Raw genomic sequence first — 24729 nt, 5'->3', positions numbered from 1 at the left:
CGCGACCAGGTCCTCAGGGACGCTACTGATCGCCCACGACCGGTTCCGGTCCCAGCCCATCTCCCGGGGCTCCCACGTCACGCCGAAGGTGCGGGTCATGTGATCGGCGAACACGGCCTCATGAAATAACCCGAAACCAAAAGGGACAAAAACGTGCCCACTTGGCACAGTTTTCTGTGCCCTTTTGGTTCACTTCTATTTGACAAAATACAGGGCCAAAATGGCTTTGAAAAGTGGGCCATTTGGGCAGTCCTTTGGCGGCGGCTTATTTTCATGAGGGCCTGTGCGACGAGGTAGCTGGGGCTGGCGAATTTTAGGAATCGGCCGTGGCGGACTATTCGGTTGATGGCGGCTGCGACCATGTCATTGTTGCCGAGGACTTGTCCTCATTGTGAGAAAGGGGAGGTTTGCGCTGATGATGAGGCTTTGTTGTTCGTATACGTCGCTGATGGCTTGCAGGACGAGTCTTGCGCCGTCGTCGTCGAGGGGGGTCTGACAGCTAGCGAGTATCAGTTCCGTCAGCGCCAAGGCTGAGGGACTAGGGCTGGCGTACGCGCTAGCACGTACGCCGTTTTATCATTTCCGGGGTAGTGGTGGTGTGGGCTGGAACAATTTAATGACGCTAGTTGGAACGGTTTAAATGTCGCTCGGCAGATGCCGCAGACGGCAATGCGGGTGGCGTGGCATGGAAGTATTCTTCTTGGGCTTAATCCTCCGACTTTGGCAGCAGCTCGCTCGGTTGTCCGGACATGGTGATCATCATGGCATCACGGGCACGGGACGCCGCCACGTAGAGCAATGCGCGGTCCCGGAGCAGCTGGCTGTTCTTGTCCTGATCACTAAGCCCCTCCATCCGGTAGCGCTGCGGCACGGCGTCATCAGAAACACCCATCAGGATGACATGCGTGAACTCCAGGCCTTTGGCGTGGTGCATGGTCAGGACTGCCACGCTATCGCTGTCGTTGCTGTTGGAAGCAGTGTTGTTATTTCGGGAAGCAATTCCGTGGCCCTCCAGGCCGGTAATGGTCTGGGATACCTTTCGATTGGTCGGGGCTAGTACACCGATGTGGGAGCTCGGGTTGTCCTCCCGCCATGCTTTGATTTGCTCGGCTACCACGTCGATTTCTTCGGTTACAGTCGTGGCGCGGCGAACTATCGGCATAGGGCCGGAGCGCAGCGAGTGGTAGCCAGTGAGGGCGTCCACGTCGCCATTCGAGTCCAACCATTCCTCGTTGTCTGCGCCTTCCAAGATCCGAACTGCATAGTCCAGGTTTTCCTTGGTGGTGCGGTAGTTCAGTGAGAGCTTCCTGGTGGCACGGCCGCGAGTTTCAATGCCAAATTGGCGCAGGGACAGGCGTTGGCCGTAGATACGCTGGTGGGAGTCTTCAGCAAGGAAGATATCATTGGCTCCCGGCGCAGTAACCGCGCGTAGGAACCGCCAGTGCCCAGCGTGGAAGTCCTGGGCCTCATCAACGAGCACGTGGTCGAATAGGGGCTCGTTGCGCTGTTCAACCACTGCGGCAGCAAGTGCCGCCAACAGCTTGAAAGGCACTCGGCCAGCGGTCATGCACTTATTGGTGAAGAATGCCATGACACTCCACACGACTTTGCGTTGTGAGCGGTTAAGCGGCACGCCGCGTCCTTGTCGCGACGCGCGCAGGTAGGAGGACATGTCAGTGATTTGCTGGCCTAGGATGATCGCCTCGTACTCGTCGGACAGAAACGCTGGTATCTGCGCACCTTCTGGAAGGTCTGCTGCATATAGATCCAGGGCGTCTTCCCAGAATTGTTGCTCCTTTTTGCCGTCGAGCGCACGCGGGCGGGTGACTTCGTCTAAGCCGGTGACAGCTTTGATTGCGTGCTGAATTTCCTGGTTACTGGCTTCTTTCATCACCCAGGAGATAAGTGCGTCAATACCGCTTATCCATAAACCGGAATCGCCAGGCTTGCTGGCTTCTAGGAACCGCGGGTCAAGGATATTCATGTTGAGTTTCAGCGACTCAGCAAGGCTCTTGGTGTAAGTGGTCATCAGCACGCGTGCTTCCGGGGATTGCTCCATCAGGTGCTTAGCGCGGTGGATGAGTACCACGGTCTTACCTGTGCCCGCGCCACCGGTCACACGGGCAGCACCCTTGTGGTTTGCCGTGATGATGTTGCGCTGTTGCGGGTGGACAAAGATACGCCAGGCGTTAAAATCTGCCGACTCGATGATGGCCTCCATGGCGTCGGCGTCCGGGTCGTGCGTGAACTGCATCTGCGCCGCCGGGTGGGATAGGCCGGCTGCGAGCTTCTCATCCGGTGTCTGCTCATCGGTGGCCGTGGGTTGATTCAGGCCGTAGTCTTCCTTGACCTGGTCCACAGACATCCCCGCAACCAATGCCAGCGCGGCGTCTACTTCCCACGCCGGGAGAGCGGAAGCTGCCTCCGCGAAGGAGTCGGTATCGGTATGAGACTCCAATAGTTGAACGAGTGCGTAAGAGAACCCTAGGTCGTCTATGAGCTGGCTTGACAGCGCGCCCGCGGACTCTGATCCCGCATCAATCTGTCGAATCAGCGTGCGGGCATCTTCGCTTGGAGCTACCGGCTCAGCGGCAGATTCGGCCGCAGGTTCGGCCGCAGGCGCAGCGGTAGCTGCAGCCTTAAGATCAACAGTTGGCTCATGCTCGACCAAGGAGGTGATCCCATTGACCGGGTTGACCTCCATCTTGAGCCTTTCGGCTTTGTCCGTGGCCTCACCGTTCTGGTACACACCTACTAACAGCAACTGGCGTGTTGATTCACCAGTGATATCGAAGATCAACATCATGGATTCGTCATCGACGGGGACCAGGCGGGCGCGCGGATCGACTAAACGGTCTGGTGTGACAAACCTTGGTAAAACCTCTTCCAAATTGGATCCGAGCTGCTTGATGAGGGCCAGCGTTGGTTCCCGTAGTTCGGGGGCAACCTCGAACTTGTTGTACATGATGATGTTTGCCATGTTTAGCTCCTCGCCAATCCAGTAGTGACGTCTTCAACCAGCGTATCGGTCTCCTCCGCGAGGACGGTGTGCCAGCCCAGGCCAGTGAACTCCTCTAGTAGCTCGGCGTCCTCGGGGTAAAGCAACGCCACTTTTTCTTCCGTCCAGGTGGCAACGGTGGGAAGTCCCTCGACTTCTTCGCCGGAGTTGGAAGGCAGCGGCACGCCATGCTTTTCCAGCAGTTGTAGCGCCGCCACAACTTCGTCTTCCCCAGCGAACTCGTTGAGAACATCCGCCCACGCACCGGTTGCGGGTTCTGGGGTAGGCGCAGTCTCAACGGTTTCTTCCAGTAAGTGCTCAATTGGGGATCCGCGTCGTACCGTGACGTGGCAGTCTTTCTCACTCGCGAAGAAGAAGTTGGAAAGATGGAGGTACTCCCGCCACACGTCCTCGTCTACTTCGTTTTGGAAGAAAAGCTCCAAGCGGTGGTTGCCGCGTGGATCGAACCAGACTGTTAACTCGCCAAGGCCAGTTGATTTTTTCATACCGTCTTCGGCTGTGGCGCCTCGGGACATGGACATAAGCGCTGCAATGTTGGACAACCTGGACCATACGTCTTCCGTGGGCTTTTGTAGATAGCGCATCAGCGGGATGATTGGATTCTTCGCTAGCAGAGTGGTGGTGAGATGGTCGAGCGAATAGTGTCCTGACAGGGCCCCTACCTGCTCTGATTTGAACCATCGCGGAGCCTCGGGATCCACCCCCTTGCGTACATCTTCATAGGTTTCTACGTCTTTCCACGTGAGCGACCACGGAATAATGTCTTCCTTGCGACGCAGGCTGCGGCGCTTGCGCATGTCATCTTCTACGCGGACGTTGTTGCCGCGAATGTGGTACTGGGCCCCGTCCAAGTAGAGGGCGATATCGCGGATGTTGGGGTCTTCGGTATCAATATAGAAGTCAGGGATGGTTTCGCCCTTATCGAATTGCTCGCGCATACGCCAGGCATGTTTTTCCCCTTTGAATCGGAATTCCCATACCCGGTGCCGGCCTACAACCTTTTCCCGCAAGTATTCGGCTTTGTCTTCAATCTGGGGCAGGAACTCGCGGAGGAAAAGCGCCTCGAGTGCGGATTCGCTGTACTTGTTGTCGGGGGCCGTGGCTTGGGTGTCCCACTTCACCGTTCCCGGATCAATGTCATCTTCGGGGTGCATATTATCGATAAGCAGTTTGTAGAGCGCGGACTCCGCAGCGGCGCGGGATACTGAGTCGGCGTTGAAGGCCGCGTAGGGCAGCAAACAGTTCTCACATGCCAGGCGATCGGTGTCTATGCAGCTACAGGTACTCAGACGCGCCCACGCCAGCATCAGGAGTTTGCGGACTTGTTCGGGCTGGGCGAATTGGGTGAGGTAGCCGGTACCGCCAGGCACTGCGTCGTTGAGCAGGAGACCAGATTTGTCACTGGCCATGCTTACTTCGTGAATGTGTAGGTGGTGCGGGTTGCCGCGGAGTAATAGTTTGAAGCCCATGAGAAGCGCAGCCGTAACGCTGGGCACCGTCACCTTATCGGCCACGGAGAGCAGCGTCGGCAGCGTGATGAGCACGCCCTGGGTCTTTAAGGTCCGGGAGAGCGCGAAGCTCACGCTATCTTCCTGGCGTGCTTTCTGGTGTGAGCACCAGCGCCGGTGGTCACGCCAGCTGTTGGAGTCGGCTTGGGAATCGAGGTGGCCGCAGTAGCGGCAGACCCTGAATAGCGGAGTTTCAATCTCGTTGCCGGCAATGACACGTTTATCGCCGTTGCCTTTGCCCAGGTTGAACATGTGCAGTTCCAGCCTGCGAATGTGTTTAACACCAAAGCCGGAGCTTACGTACCATTCCTTGCCCACGTCTTCTGTCTGGTAGATGAAGGAAGTAAGACGTGCAAAATGAGCTATCTTACGGTCTTCAGCGTTGTCAGTGATGGCGGAGCGGGTGCGTTCGACTTCTGCGGAGACTTTACGCATTTGTACCACGTTGAGAACCTGGTTCATGTCTGCAAAGCGCGCTGCTCCGCACACCGGGCACGCAGAAGTCTTCTGGGGCTCATCGGTCACCAGCTCGGAGTAGGAACAGTCGGGGCAGAAGCGGCGTTGCTCAATGGCTTCGCCGCCTTTGCCAATCTCGACACTGTCAATCGTCGCGGCAATTCCCTGGATGTAGAAGGTCGCGCCGGGGGCTAGTTCAAACAGGGCGGCGGACACCGCGCGGCTGTACTCGCTGCTTTGGGTATCAAACTCGCGCGTGTTCGGGTTCTGGGAGCTGACCTGTACGTTGAGATCAACCGCGTCATCCAGCAGCGTGAAGTTTGGCAGCAGGCCGTGGCGCTCCATCGCGGAGATCCAGAATTCTTCCACCAGGGTGCTGATTTGTTTACGCAAGTGCCGCAGGCTGGCTTTTGCGCTGCGGTCCTGGGCAACGGTCTCACCGTCGGCCGCAGCCGAGTTAGCTGCTTTTTCGGTTTCCGCAACAATTTTTTCGAGCTCGATCTTGCGTTCTCGCAGCAGTTCTAGATCCTTGTTCCAGTCTGAGCGTGCCTGGTGGAGCAAAGCATGCAGACCGCCCCCGGTAGCCCAGCTGGTGAGTTCTTCCACCACGTCCGGGGTGACGTAGTCACTGATGGTGCTTAGGAAGGCCGCAAGTCCCTTGGCAATAACTTCTTCGGTGAGTTCCCGTTCCATCACCGCAATGAGGGTTTCGGATTTTCGGCCGGGGGCTAGCGAAAAGACAGACGAGCCCCACCGAAGTTCCGGTACTTGTTTGGCAAGCTCGTTGCTCTCGATGAGGTAGGCAATGAACTGTCGCTTCAGAATCTCCTCTGCGCCTAAGAATGCCGCCGGCGGCTCTACGGTTCCGCCAATCATGTCTAGCGGAGCATTGAGCATGGGCAGTGCGGAGGTGCGTCCGCGAATCATAGACATGACCAGGGAGTTGCCACTTTGGCGTCCTGCACGTCCCACGCGCTGCACGTAGCTGGCCACGGTCTTAGGGAGGGAGGACAGCATGACGGAAGACAAGTCGCCAATATCAATACCCATCTCCAGCGTCGGGGTAGCCACCAGCACGTTCGGGGCGTGCGGAACACTACCCACCGGCTTCTTGAAGTTGTTCTCCACTTCTAGGCGCTCCTGGGTGGGCAGCAGACTGGTGTGCTCTCTTGCCACTACGGTCCTGGGTTCGGTGGAGGTGTAGAGCTCCCGGTAGTAGTTGTCCTCAATTGCTTTGACTTCGTAGACACCTAGGCAACCTAGGTTGTGACAGGGGTGGCCGTCCAAAACTCGGCGCGCCGGCCCGCCCACGCCCACGCGAGCATGGCAGACACTGCACTCCAGGAACTTTGGCTCGGCCTCTGCGTAAAGCACAATTGTGTGCGGTTCCAAAGCGTAGACTTCACCGTTGGTGTCCGTGCGCACGGCGGTCACCACGTCACGGTTGGTGAGCGCCTCAAACAACGACACCATCACGTGTCCAGCGTCCTGGGTACCCAGGCCCAGAACTTTTGCAGTCCAGCGCGGGTAGAAAGCCTGCGGGGAGCCAATGGACATATCGCCGTAGTCTTTATGGGACACGCTCTTGCCGCGGCGCGGGAATTTCGGTGTATTCCCGCGTGCAAAGGCGGTAACGCCCTTGGATAGGGACTCCCTGCGGTTGAGTTGGTAGGGGTTGCAATCGTGCTTGAGGTAGGACTGGAACCAAGGATGGTTGATTCCGCCTTTGAGTCGCATGATTTCGATGATCCCGCGTACCCACGCGATGAGAGTCGCGTCTTCAAAACCGCCCAGCGGCATCTGCATGGAGGTCTTGCTGAGCGCCTGCTGCGCGGCACTGAGCAGGGTGTCGTCATCAGTGTCCACCATCACTGTCAACGCACCGGTGGTTGTAAGTGATCGGGCTAGATCCGCGCGCTGGCCGAACTCCAGCGCCACGTCGAAGGCCAGGCGATTTTCTACGTTGCGCCTCAAGGCACCCTTGGGGTTCTCCTCGGCCCAGTAGTCCCGGAAGGCGTCGTAGTCCACCATTTCAGACGGGATGAGCTCGTAGCGCTTTCGCGGGGAGGCTTTGGCGCTTTCGGTCAGCAGTGCCGGCAGCTTATCGAGTGTGAGTTCGTCCTCGGCAACCAGCTTGCGCATGAAGGTACGCAGTGCGAACGCACGCGCACGAGATTGCACGAAGCCCGCGCGGTGCGCGGCGTCCTGGACGGAGTCGGTGAAGATGAGGGTCTTCTTTTCCTCATCATCCAGGTCCTTTTGCCCGAAGTAGTTAGATAGCGCCACCGAAAGCAGCGTGGCCACCGAAGAGCCCAGGTAGCGGATGGTATCTGACTCACCGCACGACGGGCAGGTGCGGTCAATTGCTAGGTCGGCTTCGCTGTTGTCTTTGGTGGCGTAGCTCAGCACCGGAATAATCCGGTTGTCCTCGACGTCTTTGTCCGAAGGCTTGGTGCGGGTGAGCGCAGGAAGCGTCAGGTTTAGCCAGTGGACACTCGCAATATCACCTAGGTCGCGGCCTATTTCCTCGAGCGCCTCCGCTTCAGCATCTAGCAGCGGGCGCTGCAGCTGCGGTTTGTCCATGCTGATGGAGCGGATCTTCTGGCTTTCGGTGACTAGTTGGTCGTCGCCGGCCTCTTTGGCAATCATCCATCCGCTTCGACCGCAGTTACGGCAGTAGCATGCCGGCAGCCATTGCGGGTCGTCACTAGGGCCGTCGTCGTACCACCTAAACATCGGGCCGTCAGTCGGTCCAACGGCACGCTCCACACGGGAGACCTCGCGCACCCAGAGGTGTGTCTCCACGCCCGGCAACTGCTTGGCTTCAAAGGGGTGGTCAAACCCGTACTCGGCGCGGAGAAAAGCAATTTCGCTCAGCACGTGCATGAGGAAGGTCTGGGCTTCGTCACCCAAAACCCTCAGCAGAGTCGGCTCGAGCACTTTCGTAGCCAGGGACACCTCGTCGCTTTCCTCTCGTGCCACGAGCGGGACCGGGCTTTCACTCGCATGCTTCAAGATTTCTACGATGAGCGGGTGCTTGTTATAAGCAGCCAGTGCTGCATCAACGGTGCTGGGGCACGTAAATAGCTTTTCGCAGATAACCTCGTGTACATCGTGGTCGTAGGGAGCGTCCCCCTCAGCCTGACGGCTCCCGATGCCCTCATTCACCGCCCGCACCAACTGCCCCGTTAGCTCGGGGAACTCGCCGTGGTGCTCACCGAAGCTCGCTGTCATCTGCTCTTGCCACTGCTCAAGCGTCAGCGAGGTTTCGGAGATAACCGCGTCGGACGGGAACTCTACGCCGAACACGGTGTGTGCAAAGTCCACCATGGCTGCCGGGTCAGCGTCAGCGCCCATAGTTGCCGATGTCGCCACTGGCGTGACCGCTATATCCGCACGCTCGGGGCGGAACTTCTGAAGCATCAGTTCCAGCCTGCGCAGCAGCAATGCAACGTCCGTGCCTTGCGCGCCGTCATAGGTGTGGAACTCATCGAGTACCAGGTACTGCAAGGTGGCTGCGGAACGCTCCCAGATGGGTTGGTCGTTGGAGCGTAGTAGCAGCTGGTCCAACATCTTGTAGTTGGTTAGCAGGATGTCTGGTGGGTTCATCTGTAGCTGGCTGCGGTCGGCAATCAGACGCGTCTTGGACATCTTCTTCGGCCTGCTATCGCTCTCACCAACGTAGATACCGGCGGTGACGTTCTTCAGCTCAGGGTTGGAATCAATGAGCTTGGCCAGGCGAGCCTCTTGGTCATTGGCCAGCGCGTTCATCGGGTACAGAATGAGCGCCTTCACACCGCGGGCGTCCGAGTTCTGGCAGTGCTCCAGGATGGGGTAGAGGAAGGACTCCGTCTTACCGGAGCCAGTACCGGTGACCACCAAGGTGGGCTCGGGCTTGCGGGCCACGCCATTCTCATCCACCGAGCGCAGGCGTTTGAAGCTTTCCGCCTGGTGGCGGTAGGGCCTAAAACCTTCTGGAAGAATCGCGGAGAGCTCACCACTTGTGTCAGCCGGGGCATAGGGCAGACGCGTGCGGACGTATGGCCCACGGAACATACCGGTCTCGGAGTCCGTCAAGAACTCCGCCAACCTAGCCGCCGTATTCTTATCAGCCAGGGAGAAACTGGTGGTCAAGTACTCGGTTATACCTTGACGCACCGTATGCGCAGCGTGGACCGGAATGAGAGTGGACATTGGAACCCCATATGCTCGAGATTATTTAGCAACCCCCAGCTTATCGCACCGCATGAACCGTCCAGCCCGAAAAACTGAGCGCGTCTGCGCATAGCTGTCTGATAATGAATATTCTGTCACCAATTCCTACGGCAGCTGGATTATTGATGGCAAGCCTGTCCCGATGGACTCGGTACCCCGCGTGGCAGTACGAGCTATGGCCGCAATCACCGGATACAGAACCCTTTATCCAGCTATCATCCCTCCGGGTGCCAAGCATATAAACGGGGTACTGTCGTTCACCCATCCCGACCTTAAGACGCTGGTCGTTGCTGGTGCCGTAATGAGTAGCTTCCCTTGTGACTTCGTACTGCGCGTTGCTGGTGCTGCGAATATATTCGGTTCTACGCTAGAGAGCTTACCGATGGTCTTCGACGCTCAAATATCTGACATGCTGGTGGAACGTTACCTCCGTTTGTGCGCTTTGACCGAAGCCTACGCGGAACTGTGGGAGGCGTGCATGGGGACTCCATGGACACCCGCTGTACCGGTACGGATCGCACTGGAACGTCAGAAGGTACAGACGGAGATTGATGCCCTGGTTGGCCTTGCCCTTGGTCTCGACGTAGAGGATTTAATAACTATCTACCGGTCCCAATTCCCGGTCATGCGGCGCTACGACGGTGAAGTTCTCTATGATCAAAATGGACGCGTCGTACCCAAGGAGATCGTGAAAGCGTATGAGGGGAATTCCGCTGAAACAGATCTAGACTGGACCCACCCACAGTCAGGAGTGAATTATAGGTTCGAGCCTCCTTTCGAACCTTTCGACCGGGAAGCTGCCATCCAAGAAGCACATGCGGAAATGAGCCAAATAGTGGAACAATAATGAATATTATGTCAAAAAGTATGGATCCTGGACCGTCGACGGTAAAGAAATTCCGATTGCAAGTACCTACCGGGTTGCTTGGCGAAAGATGGCAGCTACAACGGGATACCGGACTCTTATCCCCTGCATAATACCCCCGGGTTCCGCTCATATCGATGGCATCTACAGCATGGGTATATTCTGCGAAGAAAGCTTATTGGCTGCGGCTGGAGCTAGCAGCCTAATCTGTGATTTTTTCCTACGCTCTAGTGCGTGTTCCAATATTCGTCGTCCTGCATTCGAATCATTGCCGATATTAGTGACTGACTCTCAGCACCATACTTCTAGGATTCTTGAACTGTGCCTCCGTCTAAACTGCCTGACCGGCGCTTATGCCCCGCTATGGGAGCAATTCATGTCTGAGCCTTGGACCCCAGAAACTCCACTTTTAGTCCAGTATGAAAGAGAAATCGCCCAATGCGAGATTGACACACTGGTGGCGCACGGTTTGGGCCTGTCCTTATCCGATCTTCTTACCATTTATCGCAGTCAGTTCCCCGTCATGCGCAAGTACGATGGAGAACGCTTGTTTGACAAAAATGGGCGACTGGTCCCAGCGGAGATATCTAAAAATGAGGACTCGGATGACCGGGACGTTTTTGATTATGTACACCCCCAATCGGGAGAGGTCTACAAGATTGAAAGGCCATTTCGCAAGATCGAGCGTGAAACCCTCTACGCGCAGATATACCGTGGGTTGGAAGACTTGTAGCGGAAACCCCTCCGGTTTCAGAGGGCTTACGCAACTGGTGAACCATGTTTCTGAAATATGCGTCGCCAGACTCCAACTCGGTCGAACGTAATTCCGTCTGGGGAATTTGCTCCTAAAATTTTGCCTTCTTGCGTGTAACGCCACTGCTGGTCATATTTTCTCATGACCGGGAACTGACTCCGGTAAACGGTTTTGAGCTCTTGGTACGAGATTCCGAGAGCAAGAGCGACCAATGCATCAATTTCCGCTTTTACTTTTTCCCTTTTGAGGGCATTTCGAATCGGGGTGGAAGTATCCCATTTTGTACCTGTAACATTTTCCCAAATGTCAGCATAAGCCGAGGTAAGGCAATTTAACTGCAAGAATCTGAGCACAATCTCCTGCGACAGCGGACTTGCGGGATCTACGGATGGCAACCCCTTAACCGTTTCTGCAGAAATGTGTCCCGCACCGGATGCTCGAACAAAGAAATCTACGACCAAGGATGAAAGGGTGCCTCCCACAAGGCATAGACCCCATAAATTGTTGGGAGACCCACAACTGTTAACAGTATTTACATGGCACGCTCCCGGCGGAATAATCGCTGGGTACAGGGTTCGGTACCCCGTGGTCGCCGCCATCTCCCGCCACGCAATCCGGTATGTGCTGGCAACCGGAACTTCTTTCCCGTCAATGGTCCAGGATCCATACTTTTTGACATAATATTCATTATCGGCGGTTCGTTGGTAACCAGTCGCTGGAATAAAACCTGGCCCGATTGCCTCGAGATCTACAGGGGAGTTGTCCTTATTGTTCTTCAGTGTAGGATTGGGCTGCGTGATCATAGGGGTTGAGACTCCCAAGTGGGGCCCTTGGAGGATTACATCTTCCCAAGACTTAGGAACGGCCCAGCCGGTATCGAAGATTCCGGCCTTTTTGTCCGTCGTTTCATTCCAGCCACCGGAGAAGTAGAACTTTAGTTCCTTCACGCGAGGAGCCTGAGCGAGCTGTTCTAAGATATTTGAGATACTCTCATTCACGGTGAATACCATCCGAGTATCAAGTAGGGGAGTATGCTCATCTTCGAGAATGGAATGCCAGATTTTTAACTCATCTGAATCGACAGTGATAATTCGACTTGAGTGACCTCGGCGGTCCCAATTATTATCGGAGGTTTTTAATCCTGGCAAGTCTCCACTACCATCGTGCAGAATCGAATCTTCAATGGTTTGGGGATGGTAAATATTTGAAGCCGACATAAATGATGGATGTTGTTGGGGTGTTGAATATACATTTATCCCGTAAATCAGCTGACTGTGGTTGTGGGCAAAAAGTTTTAACACATTGTGGATCTGCCAGTGCCGTCGCAACCGAAGGTAAGCTTCTCGCCTCAGTGGTGCAGCTTTCTTTTCGGTAAATAGCGACTCTGGATGAATAAGTGAGGCCACTCCATCCTTACTGGAATTCCCCCAAATTCGATTGATAAATGCACGGTATAGATCGGCTCTTTGTTTTAAGAGGTAGGGAAATTGTGTAGTATCACCCAGAATTTTCGCCAGAATGAAACTTTCCGTAACCCCTCTTAGTAAATCGCAGACGACCTGGTTATACTGGAGAATCTTTGAGGTTCTTTCTCTCTTGACTTTTTGGGTTGGTTTGTGCGCGATCGAGAACCAAGGATCGTGTTCGGAGAGGAGGGCGTCCACATCGGCATCGGGCCGCACCCACGGCGGGTTACCAACCTGGAAGTCGAAACCGCCGCGGGCCATGACTACGGCGAAGTCGAGGTCCCAGTGGAAGAAGGCTTGTTTCTCTGCGATGTCGGTGACGGAGTTAAGCCAGGGGAAGCGGTTAAGGAGGCTATCGCGGGATGAGGCACCGGAGATAGCTAGGTCGAACTTCTCGGAGTCGTTGAGTTCATCCCAGGAGGGGTTCTCACCCAGTTGGTACTGGTCGCGGTCTTTGGGTTTGACCTCGGCGGTGGTTCCTAGTGTGGCTTGCAGGAAGTCCAGCCATTCATCGATCTTGGGGAGGTTAGCGGCATTTTCCTCCACTGATTGCAAGGGCCAGAACCACAGGGCGTTCCAGGCGTCCATGACCAGGCGGAGGCGTTGGTAGGCGCCTTCGAGGTTGCCAAAAAGTTCCTTCTCAATCTGCGCGCGGGTCACCGAGTGGGTGGCGGCAGGAAAGTCCTGGCCCCAAACCTTGATGTCACGGCGGATCTGGGCCTCAGCAATTTGGAGTCGGGTGAGAGCGAACTTCCACAGGGTTTCCGTGCGCAATGCTAGGTCTTTGAGCCGCTTGATTTGGCCTTTGTTGAGCTTTAGCTTGTTTTGCTTCCGCCAGTCTTTCAGCCATCTAATCTCATCAGGGACAAGGTCCTTAACGTCTTTGGCGTCAGCGGCAGCGCCCCAGCCAGCAGATGGCAAAAGGAATTGGTGAATACGGCCGAACGTGGTGTTGGGAATTGAGCTATCCGCCAAGTCCTCCAGCATGTGGTGCTGAGGAGCAGTAGACAGGTACGCCTTTTCCTCAACCTCTTTGACGGAGTAGGTGGAGCGGCGGGAACCCACCAGGGAGTTGCCGTGGCGCAGGTGCAGGCCAAACCACGGAGCCTTAAGATCGGAGGTCATGGTGTCCAGCCAGAGTGTGATTTCGGCTAGCTCAACGCCGGTGGCGTTAAGGTCCACACCGTAAACGCAGTGCAGCGCAATATAGGCCTTGACGCGTTGGAGTTCAGTCACGCGTTGCTCGGGTTCGATTTCCTGGCCCAGCTCTTCTTGCTTCATTTGCAGGTACAGGTCAGCAAGCTGGCGCACGGCCTCAGCCACGAAGGCACCGGATCCGATGGCTGGCTCGCAGATGGTGAGCGCCAGGATGTCATCGGCCTTCTCAATTTTCCCGGAGGCTTGGAGTTCCTCAATTGCCTGGCCGACCGTAAAGGACGTGAGCACGACCGGGGTGTAGAAGGATGCGGTACGCTCGCGGTCGCGTGCAGATTGACGGTAGACGAAGGAACCCTTGGGGTAGCGCTTGATGACTTTGTCGGTTCCACCCTCGCTCATTTCCTGCTCAATTTTGACGAAGCAATCTTCTGGTAGGTCATCGGTTAGGCGTTCCGGGACCACCCAGGAGCCCTTCGCTGGGTCGCCTTTGGGAGCTACCTCCACGGAGTCTTCCTGGGCGATGGAACCTGTGAAAGACATCAGTCCCTCATAGACCTGGCCCAGTTCGGTGACGCCCAGGGTGGCGTAGGAGATGAAGCCCCTGTCCCGGCCCTTGCGTTCCGGGGAGAGTAGGAGATGCTCAAGAACCTGGTGCAGTGCCGAGTTGGACAGCTGACAACGGTCAATCAAGTAGGTGGCGCTGCGCTGAAACAGGTCTGCGGAAAGATTGCGGAATACGATTCCATGGTCCCCGCCTTCGGAAGCGCGTGAGTCCGCGAAGTTTGCGGGGTCGTGGCCCTCATCCACCAGGTTAAATAGCAGCTGCAGGGATTGGTAGAGGTGGGTGCCGTTCTGGGCACGTTCTGAAACCGGTGGGGTCAGGATCTGATCGCGCAGGCGGCTTAGGCCGTAGCCCTCATCGTATTCTGTGGTGCCCGTGGGAAGGATTTCCAACTCCGGGGAGGCTTCCGCAAAGAGCAGGAACAAAATTCGGTAGAGGTAGCGCAAGGACTGCTTAGCCAGCTCATTGCCATCAACCTCGTTGGGGTCTGCGATGATGTTCTGGTTCTCAGAACGCTTGAGGACATCATTGCCAATCAGTTCAATGGATTTCTTGATGGCTTCACGTAGACCGTCGGACACTTTGACGGCGTGGTCGCGGGATTCCGCGATAGTCTCCGCCCACCAGGTAACGCCGTCAGCGGCGCGCTCAACGTTCTCGCGGGACACTATAACGGCGATACGCTGGAGCTCACCTTTTACCTTGGCGTCATTTCGCTCGATAGCGAGTGCCAAATCAATTCCCACAAAGCGACCCAGAGCCCAAGTATCACGCTCGGCGAGGAAGATGAAGCCCCCGGCGATGATGACAATAAATTCCGGAGCGCTATCGGACAAGAACACCTGCCCCACCAGCTTGTGAGTGCTTAGCTTCACTTCCTTGTCCGCTACGGTCACAGGTCCAGTTGGGGAAGCGTCAGCAAGTCCGTAAACGTCACTTACCGGCTCCGAAGCAATGACCGCATAGCTGCCCTCTTGGCTGATATGGCCAGTAAAACTGATGGTCTCACCGCCGTGTTCAACTTCTACCGCGTGAGGCTCCGGATAGCCCAAGGCGAGAGCAATCGAACTATTGAGATCCCGGATCTTGTCCTGATTCCCCTTTTCCACCGTGGCCAACGCCAGCTGTAATTGCTCGCGAGAGGAATGGAAACGCGTCCACGGGCTGGTGCCGCTATTGCTGGTTTCTGTTTCATTTTCCCATTCCGTGTGCCTACCGGTTACTCGTTTACCGAAGGATTGGTTTTCATCGGAGATGAAGTAATGGTCGCTAATCCATTCTTCTACGTTAATGATTGAGTCAAAAGCAGCCATGATAAGGGTCCTAAATTTTGGTAGTGGATTGAGAAAGGTGTTTTTAGTTCGCGGGCACGATGAGAAGCAGTGGCCGGACCAGCGTGCGGTCGGGTTCCAGGTCGGGGATGAGCTTGCGCTCGGCCTCGATCATGGGGGCTCCCTGTTTGACGGCGCGGGAGTTGTGGGCGGCTCCCTCCCGCTTTTCTTCCCAGCGGGCAGCGCGTTCCTGCCACTGGGAGATACGGGCCTCCGCGGCGGCGGTGGCTGACTGCTTGGTCAGTGCGACTTGGCCCTGGGCGGCATCGACGGATTCGGCGATGAGCGCCTGCACGCCCTCCGGGACCTTTGTGCCGCCGGGGTTGATGGCGTCCATGCTCAGGCCCGCCGACTTCAACCACGCCACCGGATCCAGGAGGATATCCGGGGAGATGATTCCCCACTCGTTGCGGCTGGCGGTGACAAAGTTACACGACACAATTTGGCCCCGGCTGTTGGTCAGCGTCCCCATGAGGAAGACCGTGGGGCTGTCCACATTGCCGGTAATGGCGGGGATTTCGCGCCGGGACATCGAAGACAGCGCGCGATCCGCGGCCCAGCTGGTGGCTGGGCTCAGCGGGCCCAGGTACACGGCGGTGGGCCAGGACTTCTCCGAATCACCCTGGCGGGCGGCCTGCAAGAGCTGGTTGCCGCGCTCTGCTGATGTGGCCAGGGAAAGCTTGTCGTAAACCTTGCGGTACTCCACGTAGTCCTGCGGCAGGAAGTCTAGGCGGCGCTGCAGATCCGCTGGGGGAGCGAACTCCACGATGTCGTTGCGGTGCTCCACGAGTTCGATCCCGCCGCCGCGCTTGCTGGCGCGGGGGTCGGCGAAGGCCTCCGCGAGGGCATCGAGGAGATAGCCCGCCTCGGAGGTGTAGAGGCTGCCGATTTCGGAGTGCGTGGCAGTGGTGGATGAGCCTGCGTCCGGGTCGCTTTTGGGGTTGAGCATTGCCAGGAGGTCATCGATGTCTGCGAGGGTGGTGTCCGCGTTGTTATTTTCGGCTTGCTCCTGCTCTTTGATGAGCGCGTGGGCGCCGGCCTGGACGGCCTCGGGGGTGCGCACGGCGGCATCGAAATCGCGGGTGCCTTGCAGGACGCGGCGGATTTCTTCCTCCTCGCCGCCGATGGAGTGCTTGCCCATCAGGCTGGCGGCATCGCCAAGAATTTCGTGCGCCGTGTGCTCGCGCTCGATGAGCTTGGCCAGCACGCGCAGCTCACCCAGGCCCTCTGCTTGCTCGCCGGTGTCCAGGAGCAAAGAAACAATCTCCGGGGAATGCTCCTGGCCGTAGCGGTCAATACGGCCGTTGCGCTGCTGGATGCGAATGAGCGACCACGGGATGTCGTAGTGCACGAGGTGGTGGCACTGCGTGTGCAAGTTAACGCCCTCTGAGGCCACGTCACCTGTGACCAGCACGCGGATGGGGGAGTCCTCCCGCTTAAAGCTGTCGATGAGCTCCATCTGTTCCACATCGCTCAAGTCGCCGTGCATGATGGCAACCGCACCTTTCTTGAGTTTCAGGTGCTTGGTGAGGTTTTCCTGCAGCCACTTCAAGGTGGCAACGCGCTCGGAGAAGACCACCACGCGGGTGGGGGAATTACGTTTAATACCGATTTCTTGCAGGTAATTGACCAAGGCGTTGTACTTCTCACTGGTCTCCGGGGTGAGTTCATTGGCCAAGCCTTGGAGCTTTTCTAATGCCGCGCGCTCCTGCGGGTCCTTGGCACGCTCCAGGCGGGAGGCCACCGTCTCCTGGAGTGCAGCCGGGGAGGAGAGGAAGGCCTTGACCAGCGTCCAAGGGAACAGGTGGTCCTTGCTGGGGGCGCTGTCTTCCGGGCTAATCCAGGTCTCATCCAGCTCCTTGGCGATGTCCAGCTCCTGCTCCGAAGGATCAATGATGATGTTTTTGGGCTCCTCCCGCTTGGCCCAACGCTGGCCCACAACCTGCGCCACCTCATCCGAATTGCGGTGGCGGCGGATAATCAGGCGCTTGGCGGCGGTGACATCAATCGAGCCGTCTGGCAATACCGAGGTGGGATCTAGCAGGCGGAGGATCTCCTTGAAAGACTCCGGATCACCATTGTGCGGGGTGGCGGAGGCCAGGATGAGTGACTCCGTAGTAGGTGCCAACGTACGGGCCAACTGGTTGTTCTGGGTGCCCGCGTTGGTGGCATTGTGAATCTCATCAATGACCACCGCGTCCCAATTGACCTTCTCTAGCTGCGCCCGGTACTTAGGCGACTTCAGCGTGTCAATGGAAACAATGACGCGCGGGAAGAACGTAAACGGGTTGCGCGAAGCCGGCAGCTTCTGCCTTACCTTCTGGATGCCCTGGGAATCCAGGCGCACCAGTGGAATGGAAAAGCGCGTCCACATCTCCTGTTGGAACTGCTCCAGCACGCTCTTGGGTGTGACTACCAGGATGCGGTCGCCGCGGCCACGGCGGATGAGCTCCGCCAAAATCATCCCGATTTCCAGGGTCTTGCCCAGACCCACAGCGTCCGCTAACAGCACGCGCGGGCGGATATTCTGCTCAGATAGCGCCTTGCGCACCGCCGATAGCTGATAAGGCAGCGGGTCCGCCAACATCTTGGGCGCAACCGACAAGTCTTCCTGGTACAGCGGCACCGGGGTGTTGCGCAGCGTGGTCTCCATCCACAAGCGGGAGTGCCGGTACTGCGGGGAGCTATCCGGCACCACCTCCACCTGGGTGGGGTCAAACACCTGGATGTTATCAATGGCGGAGTAGAACGTGGCCACGCTATCGCGCACGTACTCCGTGAGCCCCCGTGCCTTAATCTTCCAGCCGTCAACCGAGCGGATAACGCTGGTCACCAGCCATTCCTCATCGCGGACCTCGACGATAATGCCGGGAGCTAACTGCGCGGCGTCTTCAGCGGAGGTAGCAGGCTGCCGGGTGGGGGATACGCGGTCTGGAATCATAGTATTTAGGGTATCCCTTTTCGCAGCAGTAGTCCTCGCTTTAGCCGTTGTGTTACCGGCAATAATTGATACCTGTTCGGCGTAGCTTTACGTCCGTGAGGAGTCTCCGGGTAAGCGGTAGGAAGGAGGCTCAAAACCAAGTCACGCGTTAAGAGTCGCTCGGCGCATATCTATTTTTCGGAGGAATTCGAACCTATGAATGGTTAAAAATGTCGTTGAACAGTGGAAATGTGTTGATTTCGGCAAATGAATTCCTCATGTTCCCTTAGTCGTGTAGCATTCTTTTTAACAGCACCCCCTACGCCTCTCATGGAAGCGCCTCAAGGGGGCCCTTTTTTCTACAAGCCAGGTGTTCTGTGAAACGTTTACCGTATCTGGGGCAAGATGCCCAAGAAGCCTTCCTCCGGGATCACGGGATGATTTCGTCGGTACCGCTCACTAACACAGAACGCGACTGGCTCGAAACAATCAACTTTCATTATTTCCTCGGGTACGCCCGCAACCTTCGCCAGCTCAGAAGAGAGGGAGTAGTTGACGTCGATCCGACCATCGGTACCTTGCGGTCACTGATTGCTGATGAGGAAGAACTAGCGGCTTTCCTTACTCCCTGGCTGCGGAGAGCGGAGTGGTACCTCCGGACGCTGACGGTTAAGCACTTCTGTTCCGCACCCGGGCACGGGGAAGGATATTTGGACACTTCCCGTTGGACGAGCCTAAGACAAGGCGACAGGCCTCAGCTTCAAACCAAAATCCTTGACGGTATCCAGCGGCACGGTGAGCCCTATGTTGCGAAGCATCTTACAGAGGCTGCTTCCCGGATGGGGCTCAAAAGCCGTCCACGCTTCTGTCCTGGCAGCAACGAGGAGTTGTGGCTGGAGCTCACTAAGAACCTTCCCCTCTGGGCTGTGGTGGACAGCTTTTCGATAGGAACGTTGGGGAAATTTATCCAAATGTGTGGAGTGGCGGAAGGCAAAGAGTCTGGCGTCTCCTTAGCGGTCCCAGTGTGGAAAGAGATATCCAAAGAGCTGGGAATTTCCGCAAAGCATTTTAGTGTCACCGTTGACGCATTCGGCGTCTTAAGAAACACCGTCTTTCATCATCAGCGCCTATGGCTACGCCCCATGGCGAAAAGCCCGGGTATGCCGAAGGACCTGCAGCGCCGCTATAGGGAAGGTGAGTTTAAGAATCAAAATAAGCAAGCTCAGTTCGTTGTGCTGGTGGTCTTGTCAAGGCTTCTGCCCGGTGACCTGCGGGCGATCTACCTCCAAGAATTGGAAGAATTCCTAGAGCAGCGCCCCTTACTCAAGTTGGGGATAATGACGTCCCCTTTCGCCTGACCTTTTGTGTAGATGGCCGCAAGGTCAGTTGTGTAGAGCGGCAACCCTAAGACTTGCCAGACTGCTCTTTCAGATAGTGCTCCACGGGGACCGCGCTTGAACGCCGGTAGCGACAAGTGGACTGCTCAACCACTGAGGATTAATTTCCGGCAGGATGGCACCCCGTGTAGTCCATGGGCTACAATGGTGTCGTGGAAATTCGCGAAACCGATCACTTTTCCTCTTGGCTGAAGAGCCTTAAAGATATGAGGAGTAAGGCGCGAATCTTGTATGCCATAACGAAGTGTGAAAGAGCATCCCGGATGGTCGGGGACATTAAAGCAGTTGGTGGTGTTCATGAGATTCGACTCCATTTCGGTCCCGGATACCGCCTCTACTACGCGCAGCATGGAAAGACCTTGGTGTGGCTGCTTGCAGGTGGAGACAAGTCCACACAGTCAAGAGATATTAAACTTGCCAAACGGTTAGCGAAGGAATTTGCGGAGGGATAGCATGAATACGAAGGTCGCTACTAGGACGCGGAGATTTGATGCCAGTGAGTATCTGGATAATGCCGAAACGGTGCGCGAATACCTCGCCGCTGCTCTAGAGGACGGAGATCCGCGAGATATCCAACTAGTCCTACGGGATATTGCCAAGGCCCAAGGAATGAGCGCTCTAGCCACGAAATCCGGCCTCAACCGCGAGTCGCTGTACAAGTCCCTGTCGGCCGAAGGGAATCCCTCTTTCGCAACCATTTTGCGAGTTATGGAAGCATTGGGGCTCAAGCTGACCCTGGCGCCAGAAGCTCGCTAGGGGTTCTCATTTTCGGTCTGTGCCGGAGGCGGGGAACAGTGGGCCCGTCTCAGAAAGCACACCACCCTAGCGGACGCAGCCGTAAAGGGATGAGCAGAATAGAGGTGACAACGATTCCGGCCGCAGTATAAAGGCGAACCTTGGACTTGACCTGTCCTCACGAGCGTCAACCATTATTCTGGCGCCGGCACCGGCTTGAATTTTTGTTGTGTTACCTAATGATCTGAGGATGGGGGTTGACCTTTGATATCCCCAGGCGGCGATGGACTTGGTGCATATTGAAACGAGCGCTGTAGCTACTGCTCCAGTTGCCTTCAAGAGTGCGCGCCTGGGATCCCCTTCCCGAAGTGATATGTGCAACTTGAGGAGCCCCCGTGGCAAAAAGTTTCAGATGGTTTTGCCTGTTCCACGATATGGATCAATTGGAGCCGGCGACGGGAATCGAACCCGCACTCTCAGCTTGGGAAGCTGATGTTCTACCACTAAACTACGCCGGCGTGCACTGGACTAGAAGCCCGTGCTCGTGTTCATATTACACCGCGTGCCCGGTTAGTGAAAAATAGGGGTTACTAGGTGCCGGGAAGCCTAAGCGCGTAAAATTGTGGACGTGCTTTTATCTGACAGAGACATCCGTGCCGCCATTGACTCCCAGGCGCTTGGCGTAGAGCCTTTCTCCCCGGAGCTTATCCAGCCTTCGTCTATTGACGTGCGCCTGGACAAGTTCTTCCGGGTGTTCAACAACTCCCGCTACACGCACATTGACCCCAAGGAAGAGATGCCGGATCTCACCAAGCTGGTGGAGGTTGAGGACGGGGACGCCTTCGTTTTGCACCCGGGGGAGTTTGTCCTGGGCGCCACGCTGGAGATGTTCACTCTGCCGGATAACCTGGCTGGCCGCCTGGAGGGCAAGTCCTCCCTGGGCCGTTTGGGGCTGCTCACGCACTCCACGGCAGGGTTCATTGACCCAGGCTTTTCCGGTCACATCACGCTGGAGCTGTCCAATACCGCCAACCTGCCCATCACGCTGTGGCCGGAGATGAAGGTGGGCCAGCTGGCGCTGTTTAAGATGTCCTCGCCGGCGGAAAGCCCGTACGGAACTGGGGCTTTGGGCTCGAAGTACCAGGGGCAGCGCGGCCCCACGCCTTCACGGTCCTACCTGAACTTCCGCTAGCCGGTTTTGGCGGTCTGATTTGTTGGTGGTCGGATTGGCATGCTGATCTTTGGCCGCGTGTAACCGGACGTTCACTTAGCCTGCCTAAGATGGCGGACTATGCGGATGACAGTAATTGGCACCGGTTACCTGGGTGCAACGCACGCCGCCTGCATGGCTGAGCTTGGCCATGAGGTTTTAGGCGTGGACGTGGATGAATCCAAGATTAAGTCCTTGCAGGCGGGTCAAGTCCCGTTCTTTGAGCCCGGCCTGCCGGAGGTGTTGGAGCGCAACATCGCGGCCGGCCGCCTTGATTTCACTACTGATTACGCGCAGGCAGCGCAGTTTGCCAACGTACACTTCCTGGGCGTGGGCACCCCGCAGCGCCACGGTTCCTTCGCAGCAGACCTAACTTACGTCCGCGCGGTCATCGAGGACCTGGTGCCTAAGCTCACGGGCAGCCACATCATTTTTGGCAAATCCACGGTCCCGGTGGGCACCGCGCGGGATCTGCAGGAACTAGCCAATAGCCTGGCCGGCCCGGATACACACGTGGAAATAGCGTGGAACCCGGAGTTCTTGCGGGAAGGCTACGCGGTCCAAGACACAATCACCCCGGACCGCATTGTGCTGGGTGTGCGCGAGGAGGCCTCGCGCGCGGAGGAGGTAGCCCGGGAGGTCTACGCCCAGGCGCTGGAGGCCAGCACGCCATTGCTAGTTACGGACTTACAGACGGCGGAGCTGGTCAAAGTCTCCGCCAACGCCTTCTTGGCCACCAAGATTTCCTTCATCAACGCCGTGGCGGAGATCTGTGAAATTGCCGGCGGGGATGTGGTGGCCCTGGCAGACGCCATCGGCTTAGATGAGCGTATCGGTCGCAAGTTCCTAGGCGCGGGCCTGGGCTTTGGCGGCGGCTGCCTGCCCAAAGACATCCGCGCGTTCATGGCGCGCGCCGGTGAGCTGGGCGCGGACCAGGCGCTGAGCTTCCTGCGGGAGGTAGACGCCATCAATATGCGCCGGCGCGACCGCATGGTGGACGTGGCCAAGCGCGCCCTGGGCGGGTCGGTGCTGGGCCGCCGCGTCACCGTCCTGGGGTGCGCGTTCAAGCCTAATTCCGATGACGTGCGTGACTCCCCAGCGCTATCCGTAGCGGGGTCGCTGTCACTGGCGGGCGCGGCCGTGACGGTCTACGACCCCGAGGGCATGGACAACGCGCGGAGGGTGTTTCCAACCTTGGCCTACGCGACATCGGCAAGTAAGGCGCTGCAAGACACGGAGCTGGTCATCCTGGCCACCGAGTGGCAGGAGTTCCGCGACCTGGACCCCGCAGCCGCAGGTGAGCTGGTGGCCGCGCGCCACATCATCGACGGGCGCAACGTATTAGACGTGGCCGCGTGGCAGGCCGCCGGCTGGACCGTGGAGGCCCTAGGGCGCAACCTCTAGGCTTGGCGCAGCGCGATGGTGTGAGAACCGTGGCGCAGATAAACGTGCGCGGTGTCGCCTGCCGGGTTGAAAAGCTCTCCACCTTCCAACGCGTCCAAGAACTGGTCAGTCATGCGCATACGCGCCGGCGGGCACGCCACCCGTGTGGAAGTTATGCCGGTGACGTGAATGACGTTGCCGGCAAAATCCAGCGTACCGTTGTACTGGTTGCAACCATCGGTGAAGAAAATGTGCTCGCCGCGAAACTCCACGCGCAAGGCGCGGTCCGCGGTGCCCACATAAGTGCCCTGGCGGATTTGGGCGATATCCGCTGGGGAGGAAGGCTGGGAAGGGATCATCTTTTCCTGAACAATCGGGTTATGTGAAGAACCATGCGAGGAACTGCCCACAGTGGGACCGGCACCGTACGGCATGGAGGTGAAAGAAGCGATGAAGGTCATGAGTCCAGCCAGGAAAGTCTTAATCATGGCTAAGATTATAGACCTGAGACTGAGATTTTGGCTGATTTTTCACTGTGAGAGCGGCTAGCACCGTGGTCAAGGGAACACTAAGCGTTAGGGCCAATGCTCCCACTCCCGAACGCATCAACTCCGTAGCAATAAGATCTGACGTGAGAATCTGCCCCGCGGGACGTGAAGCAGCGGAGATAAGGATGAGCAGCGGCAAAACCGCGCCGGTATAGGACAAAATAATGGTGTAAACCATCGAAGCAATATGATCCCGGCCCACCTTCATAGCGGAGACAAACAACTGCCACGGGGAGGCATCCGGGGACACCGCCGCCAACTCATTAACCGTGGAAGCCTGCGCAATTGCCACGTCGTTGAGGCCGCCTAAAGCACCCACCACAAAGCCGCATAATAAGACCCCCACGATTGACACCGAAGGTAAATAGAGCGCCAGCTTAAGATTTTCCTCATTGCTCATCCCCGTTAGCGCAGTAGAGTCAATGGCCAGTTTGGCAAAGACACCCGCCGCGCCCAGTGACAACAACGTGCCACCCAATGCGGCCGCTGATTTCCAGTTGACGCCATGCACCAACGGGATAGCCCCCATGACCACGGCAGCACCGCACACCAACGCCACCAGCAAGGGGGAACGGCCCTCAATCAGAGCAGGCAAGAGAAAAACAAAAATCAGCGCCAAAGAATACGCCAGGCCCACGAGCGCACGTAATCCATGCCACGCAGCAAAGATGACAATGGCGGCCACAATAAAACCAAGCCACAGCCACATGCCTTTTCCGCGTTCGAAGTCAGCAAAGGAATACGTCGAGTCCGCAGACTCAGACAACAAAATCCTGTCACCCTCCGCCAAAGTGGGATCACCCGCCAAGCCCCAGTGAACCAGTTGAGTGTACTTACCAGCGTTATTGCCAGAGTTAAGCTCTACCAAGGAGCGTTCACACCCGGCCTGTTCATCAAAAGCCGGTTTGGGAGGAGGTTCCGAAAATGCCTGGCCGGTGGCCTGCGAATTGCACAGTTGGTCATCCACTGAAACCACCGTGCCACTAACCTGCGGCTGATTCAGCGCATAAGTCTGGCTGAACTGCTCTGTGACAAACCGGTCAGCGTCCCCGCTGGGCCACAGCGCCACCAACCCCACCACCGTGGCAATAAAGCAGGTAGCAAGGCCAACTAGCAAACCCACGCGCCAGGGGGATCTCTTAGGCCTAGAGGCAACTGCGTGTGCGCTTGAATGTCTTCCCATGGGGTCTAATAGTAGTCCC

The 24729-nt window shown here is 57.2% G+C and carries 13 protein-coding genes and 1 tRNA gene; 7 read left to right on the top strand and 7 right to left on the bottom strand.

Translation table 11 applies throughout. The annotated features are described in order from the left end of the window. Nucleotides 1–706: 706 nt before the first annotated feature. Nucleotides 707–2980: a 3'-5' exonuclease gene (locus tag F4V58_RS10725; protein WP_075735873.1), complete on the bottom strand. Its 2274-nt coding sequence runs from the start codon at nt 2978–2980 to the stop codon at nt 707–709. 2 nt (nt 2981–2982) lie between these two features. After that, complete coding sequence (locus tag F4V58_RS10720) at nt 2983–9177, bottom strand: DEAD/DEAH box helicase (protein ID WP_075735871.1); 6195 nt, start codon at nt 9175–9177, stop codon at nt 2983–2985. 196 nt (nt 9178–9373) lie between these two features. Between F4V58_RS10720 and F4V58_RS10715 the strand changes: the two genes are divergently transcribed. Both F4V58_RS10715 and F4V58_RS10710 read left to right on the top strand, forming a co-directional pair. After that, a complete protein-coding gene (locus tag F4V58_RS10715) occupies nt 9374–10045 on the top strand; it encodes a hypothetical protein (RefSeq protein WP_150385797.1) in 672 nt (223 codons plus the stop codon). Nucleotides 10046–10439: 394 nt separating this feature from the next. Further along, nucleotides 10440–10796, top strand: a complete 357-nt coding sequence (locus tag F4V58_RS10710; protein WP_150385796.1) for a hypothetical protein — start codon at nt 10440–10442, stop codon at nt 10794–10796. Between the two features lie 26 nt (nt 10797–10822). Here the strand turns inward: F4V58_RS10710 and F4V58_RS10705 are convergent, their stop codons facing one another. Both F4V58_RS10705 and F4V58_RS10700 read right to left on the bottom strand, forming a co-directional pair. Further along, complete coding sequence (locus F4V58_RS10705) at nt 10823–15316, bottom strand: Eco57I restriction-modification methylase domain-containing protein (protein ID WP_211362714.1); 4494 nt, start codon at nt 15314–15316, stop codon at nt 10823–10825. Nucleotides 15317–15359: 43 nt separating this feature from the next. Then, on the bottom strand, nt 15360–18275 hold the full coding sequence (locus F4V58_RS10700; RefSeq protein WP_075735865.1) for a DEAD/DEAH box helicase: 2916 nt from the start codon (nt 18273–18275) through the stop codon (nt 15360–15362). 356 nt (nt 18276–18631) lie between these two features. Between F4V58_RS10700 and F4V58_RS10695 the strand changes: the two genes are divergently transcribed. From F4V58_RS10695 to F4V58_RS10685, 3 genes are all read left to right on the top strand, one after another. Continuing rightward, nucleotides 18632–19612 (top strand): Abi family protein, encoded by a 981-nt coding sequence (locus F4V58_RS10695; RefSeq protein ID WP_150385795.1) that lies wholly within the window; start codon nt 18632–18634, stop codon nt 19610–19612. Between the two features lie 191 nt (nt 19613–19803). Next, a complete protein-coding gene (locus tag F4V58_RS10690) occupies nt 19804–20103 on the top strand; it encodes a type II toxin-antitoxin system RelE/ParE family toxin (protein WP_245802988.1) in 300 nt (99 codons plus the stop codon). A 1-nt stretch (nt 20104) separates the two neighbouring features. Then, the gene (locus tag F4V58_RS10685) at nt 20105–20407 is read left to right on the top strand and encodes an addiction module antidote protein (RefSeq protein ID WP_075735861.1); all 303 of its coding nucleotides are present in this window, start codon (nt 20105–20107) and stop codon (nt 20405–20407) included. 423 nt (nt 20408–20830) lie between these two features. Here the strand turns inward: F4V58_RS10685 and F4V58_RS10680 are convergent. Beyond that, nucleotides 20831–20904, bottom strand: a tRNA-Gly gene (locus F4V58_RS10680). Nucleotides 20905–21014: 110 nt separating this feature from the next. Between F4V58_RS10680 and dcd the strand changes: the two genes are divergently transcribed. Both dcd and F4V58_RS10670 read left to right on the top strand, forming a co-directional pair. After that, nucleotides 21015–21578 (top strand): dCTP deaminase, encoded by a 564-nt coding sequence (gene dcd / locus F4V58_RS10675; protein ID WP_075736719.1) that lies wholly within the window; start codon nt 21015–21017, stop codon nt 21576–21578. A 99-nt stretch (nt 21579–21677) separates the two neighbouring features. Beyond that, nucleotides 21678–23000, top strand: coding sequence for a UDP-glucose dehydrogenase family protein (locus F4V58_RS10670; protein ID WP_075735859.1), 1323 nt, complete (start codon nt 21678–21680; stop codon nt 22998–23000). On the opposite strand, the gene F4V58_RS10665 is transcribed toward F4V58_RS10670, so the two are convergent. Next, complete coding sequence (locus F4V58_RS10665; protein ID WP_075735857.1) at nt 22997–23467, bottom strand: META domain-containing protein; 471 nt, start codon at nt 23465–23467, stop codon at nt 22997–22999. The genes F4V58_RS10670 and F4V58_RS10665 overlap by 4 nt on opposite strands. Next, nucleotides 23460–24710 (bottom strand): YibE/F family protein, encoded by a 1251-nt coding sequence (locus F4V58_RS10660; RefSeq protein WP_075735855.1) that lies wholly within the window; start codon nt 24708–24710, stop codon nt 23460–23462. Before F4V58_RS10660 ends, F4V58_RS10665 begins: the two co-directional genes overlap by 8 nt. Between the last annotated feature and the right edge of the window lie 19 nt (nt 24711–24729).

It is taken from the genome of Corynebacterium phocae (assembly GCF_008693075.1).
Taxonomy (GTDB): domain Bacteria; phylum Actinomycetota; class Actinomycetes; order Mycobacteriales; family Mycobacteriaceae; genus Corynebacterium; species Corynebacterium phocae.
Note: the sequence above shows the minus strand (reverse complement) of the source record. Positions and strands in the feature narration are given on the sequence as shown.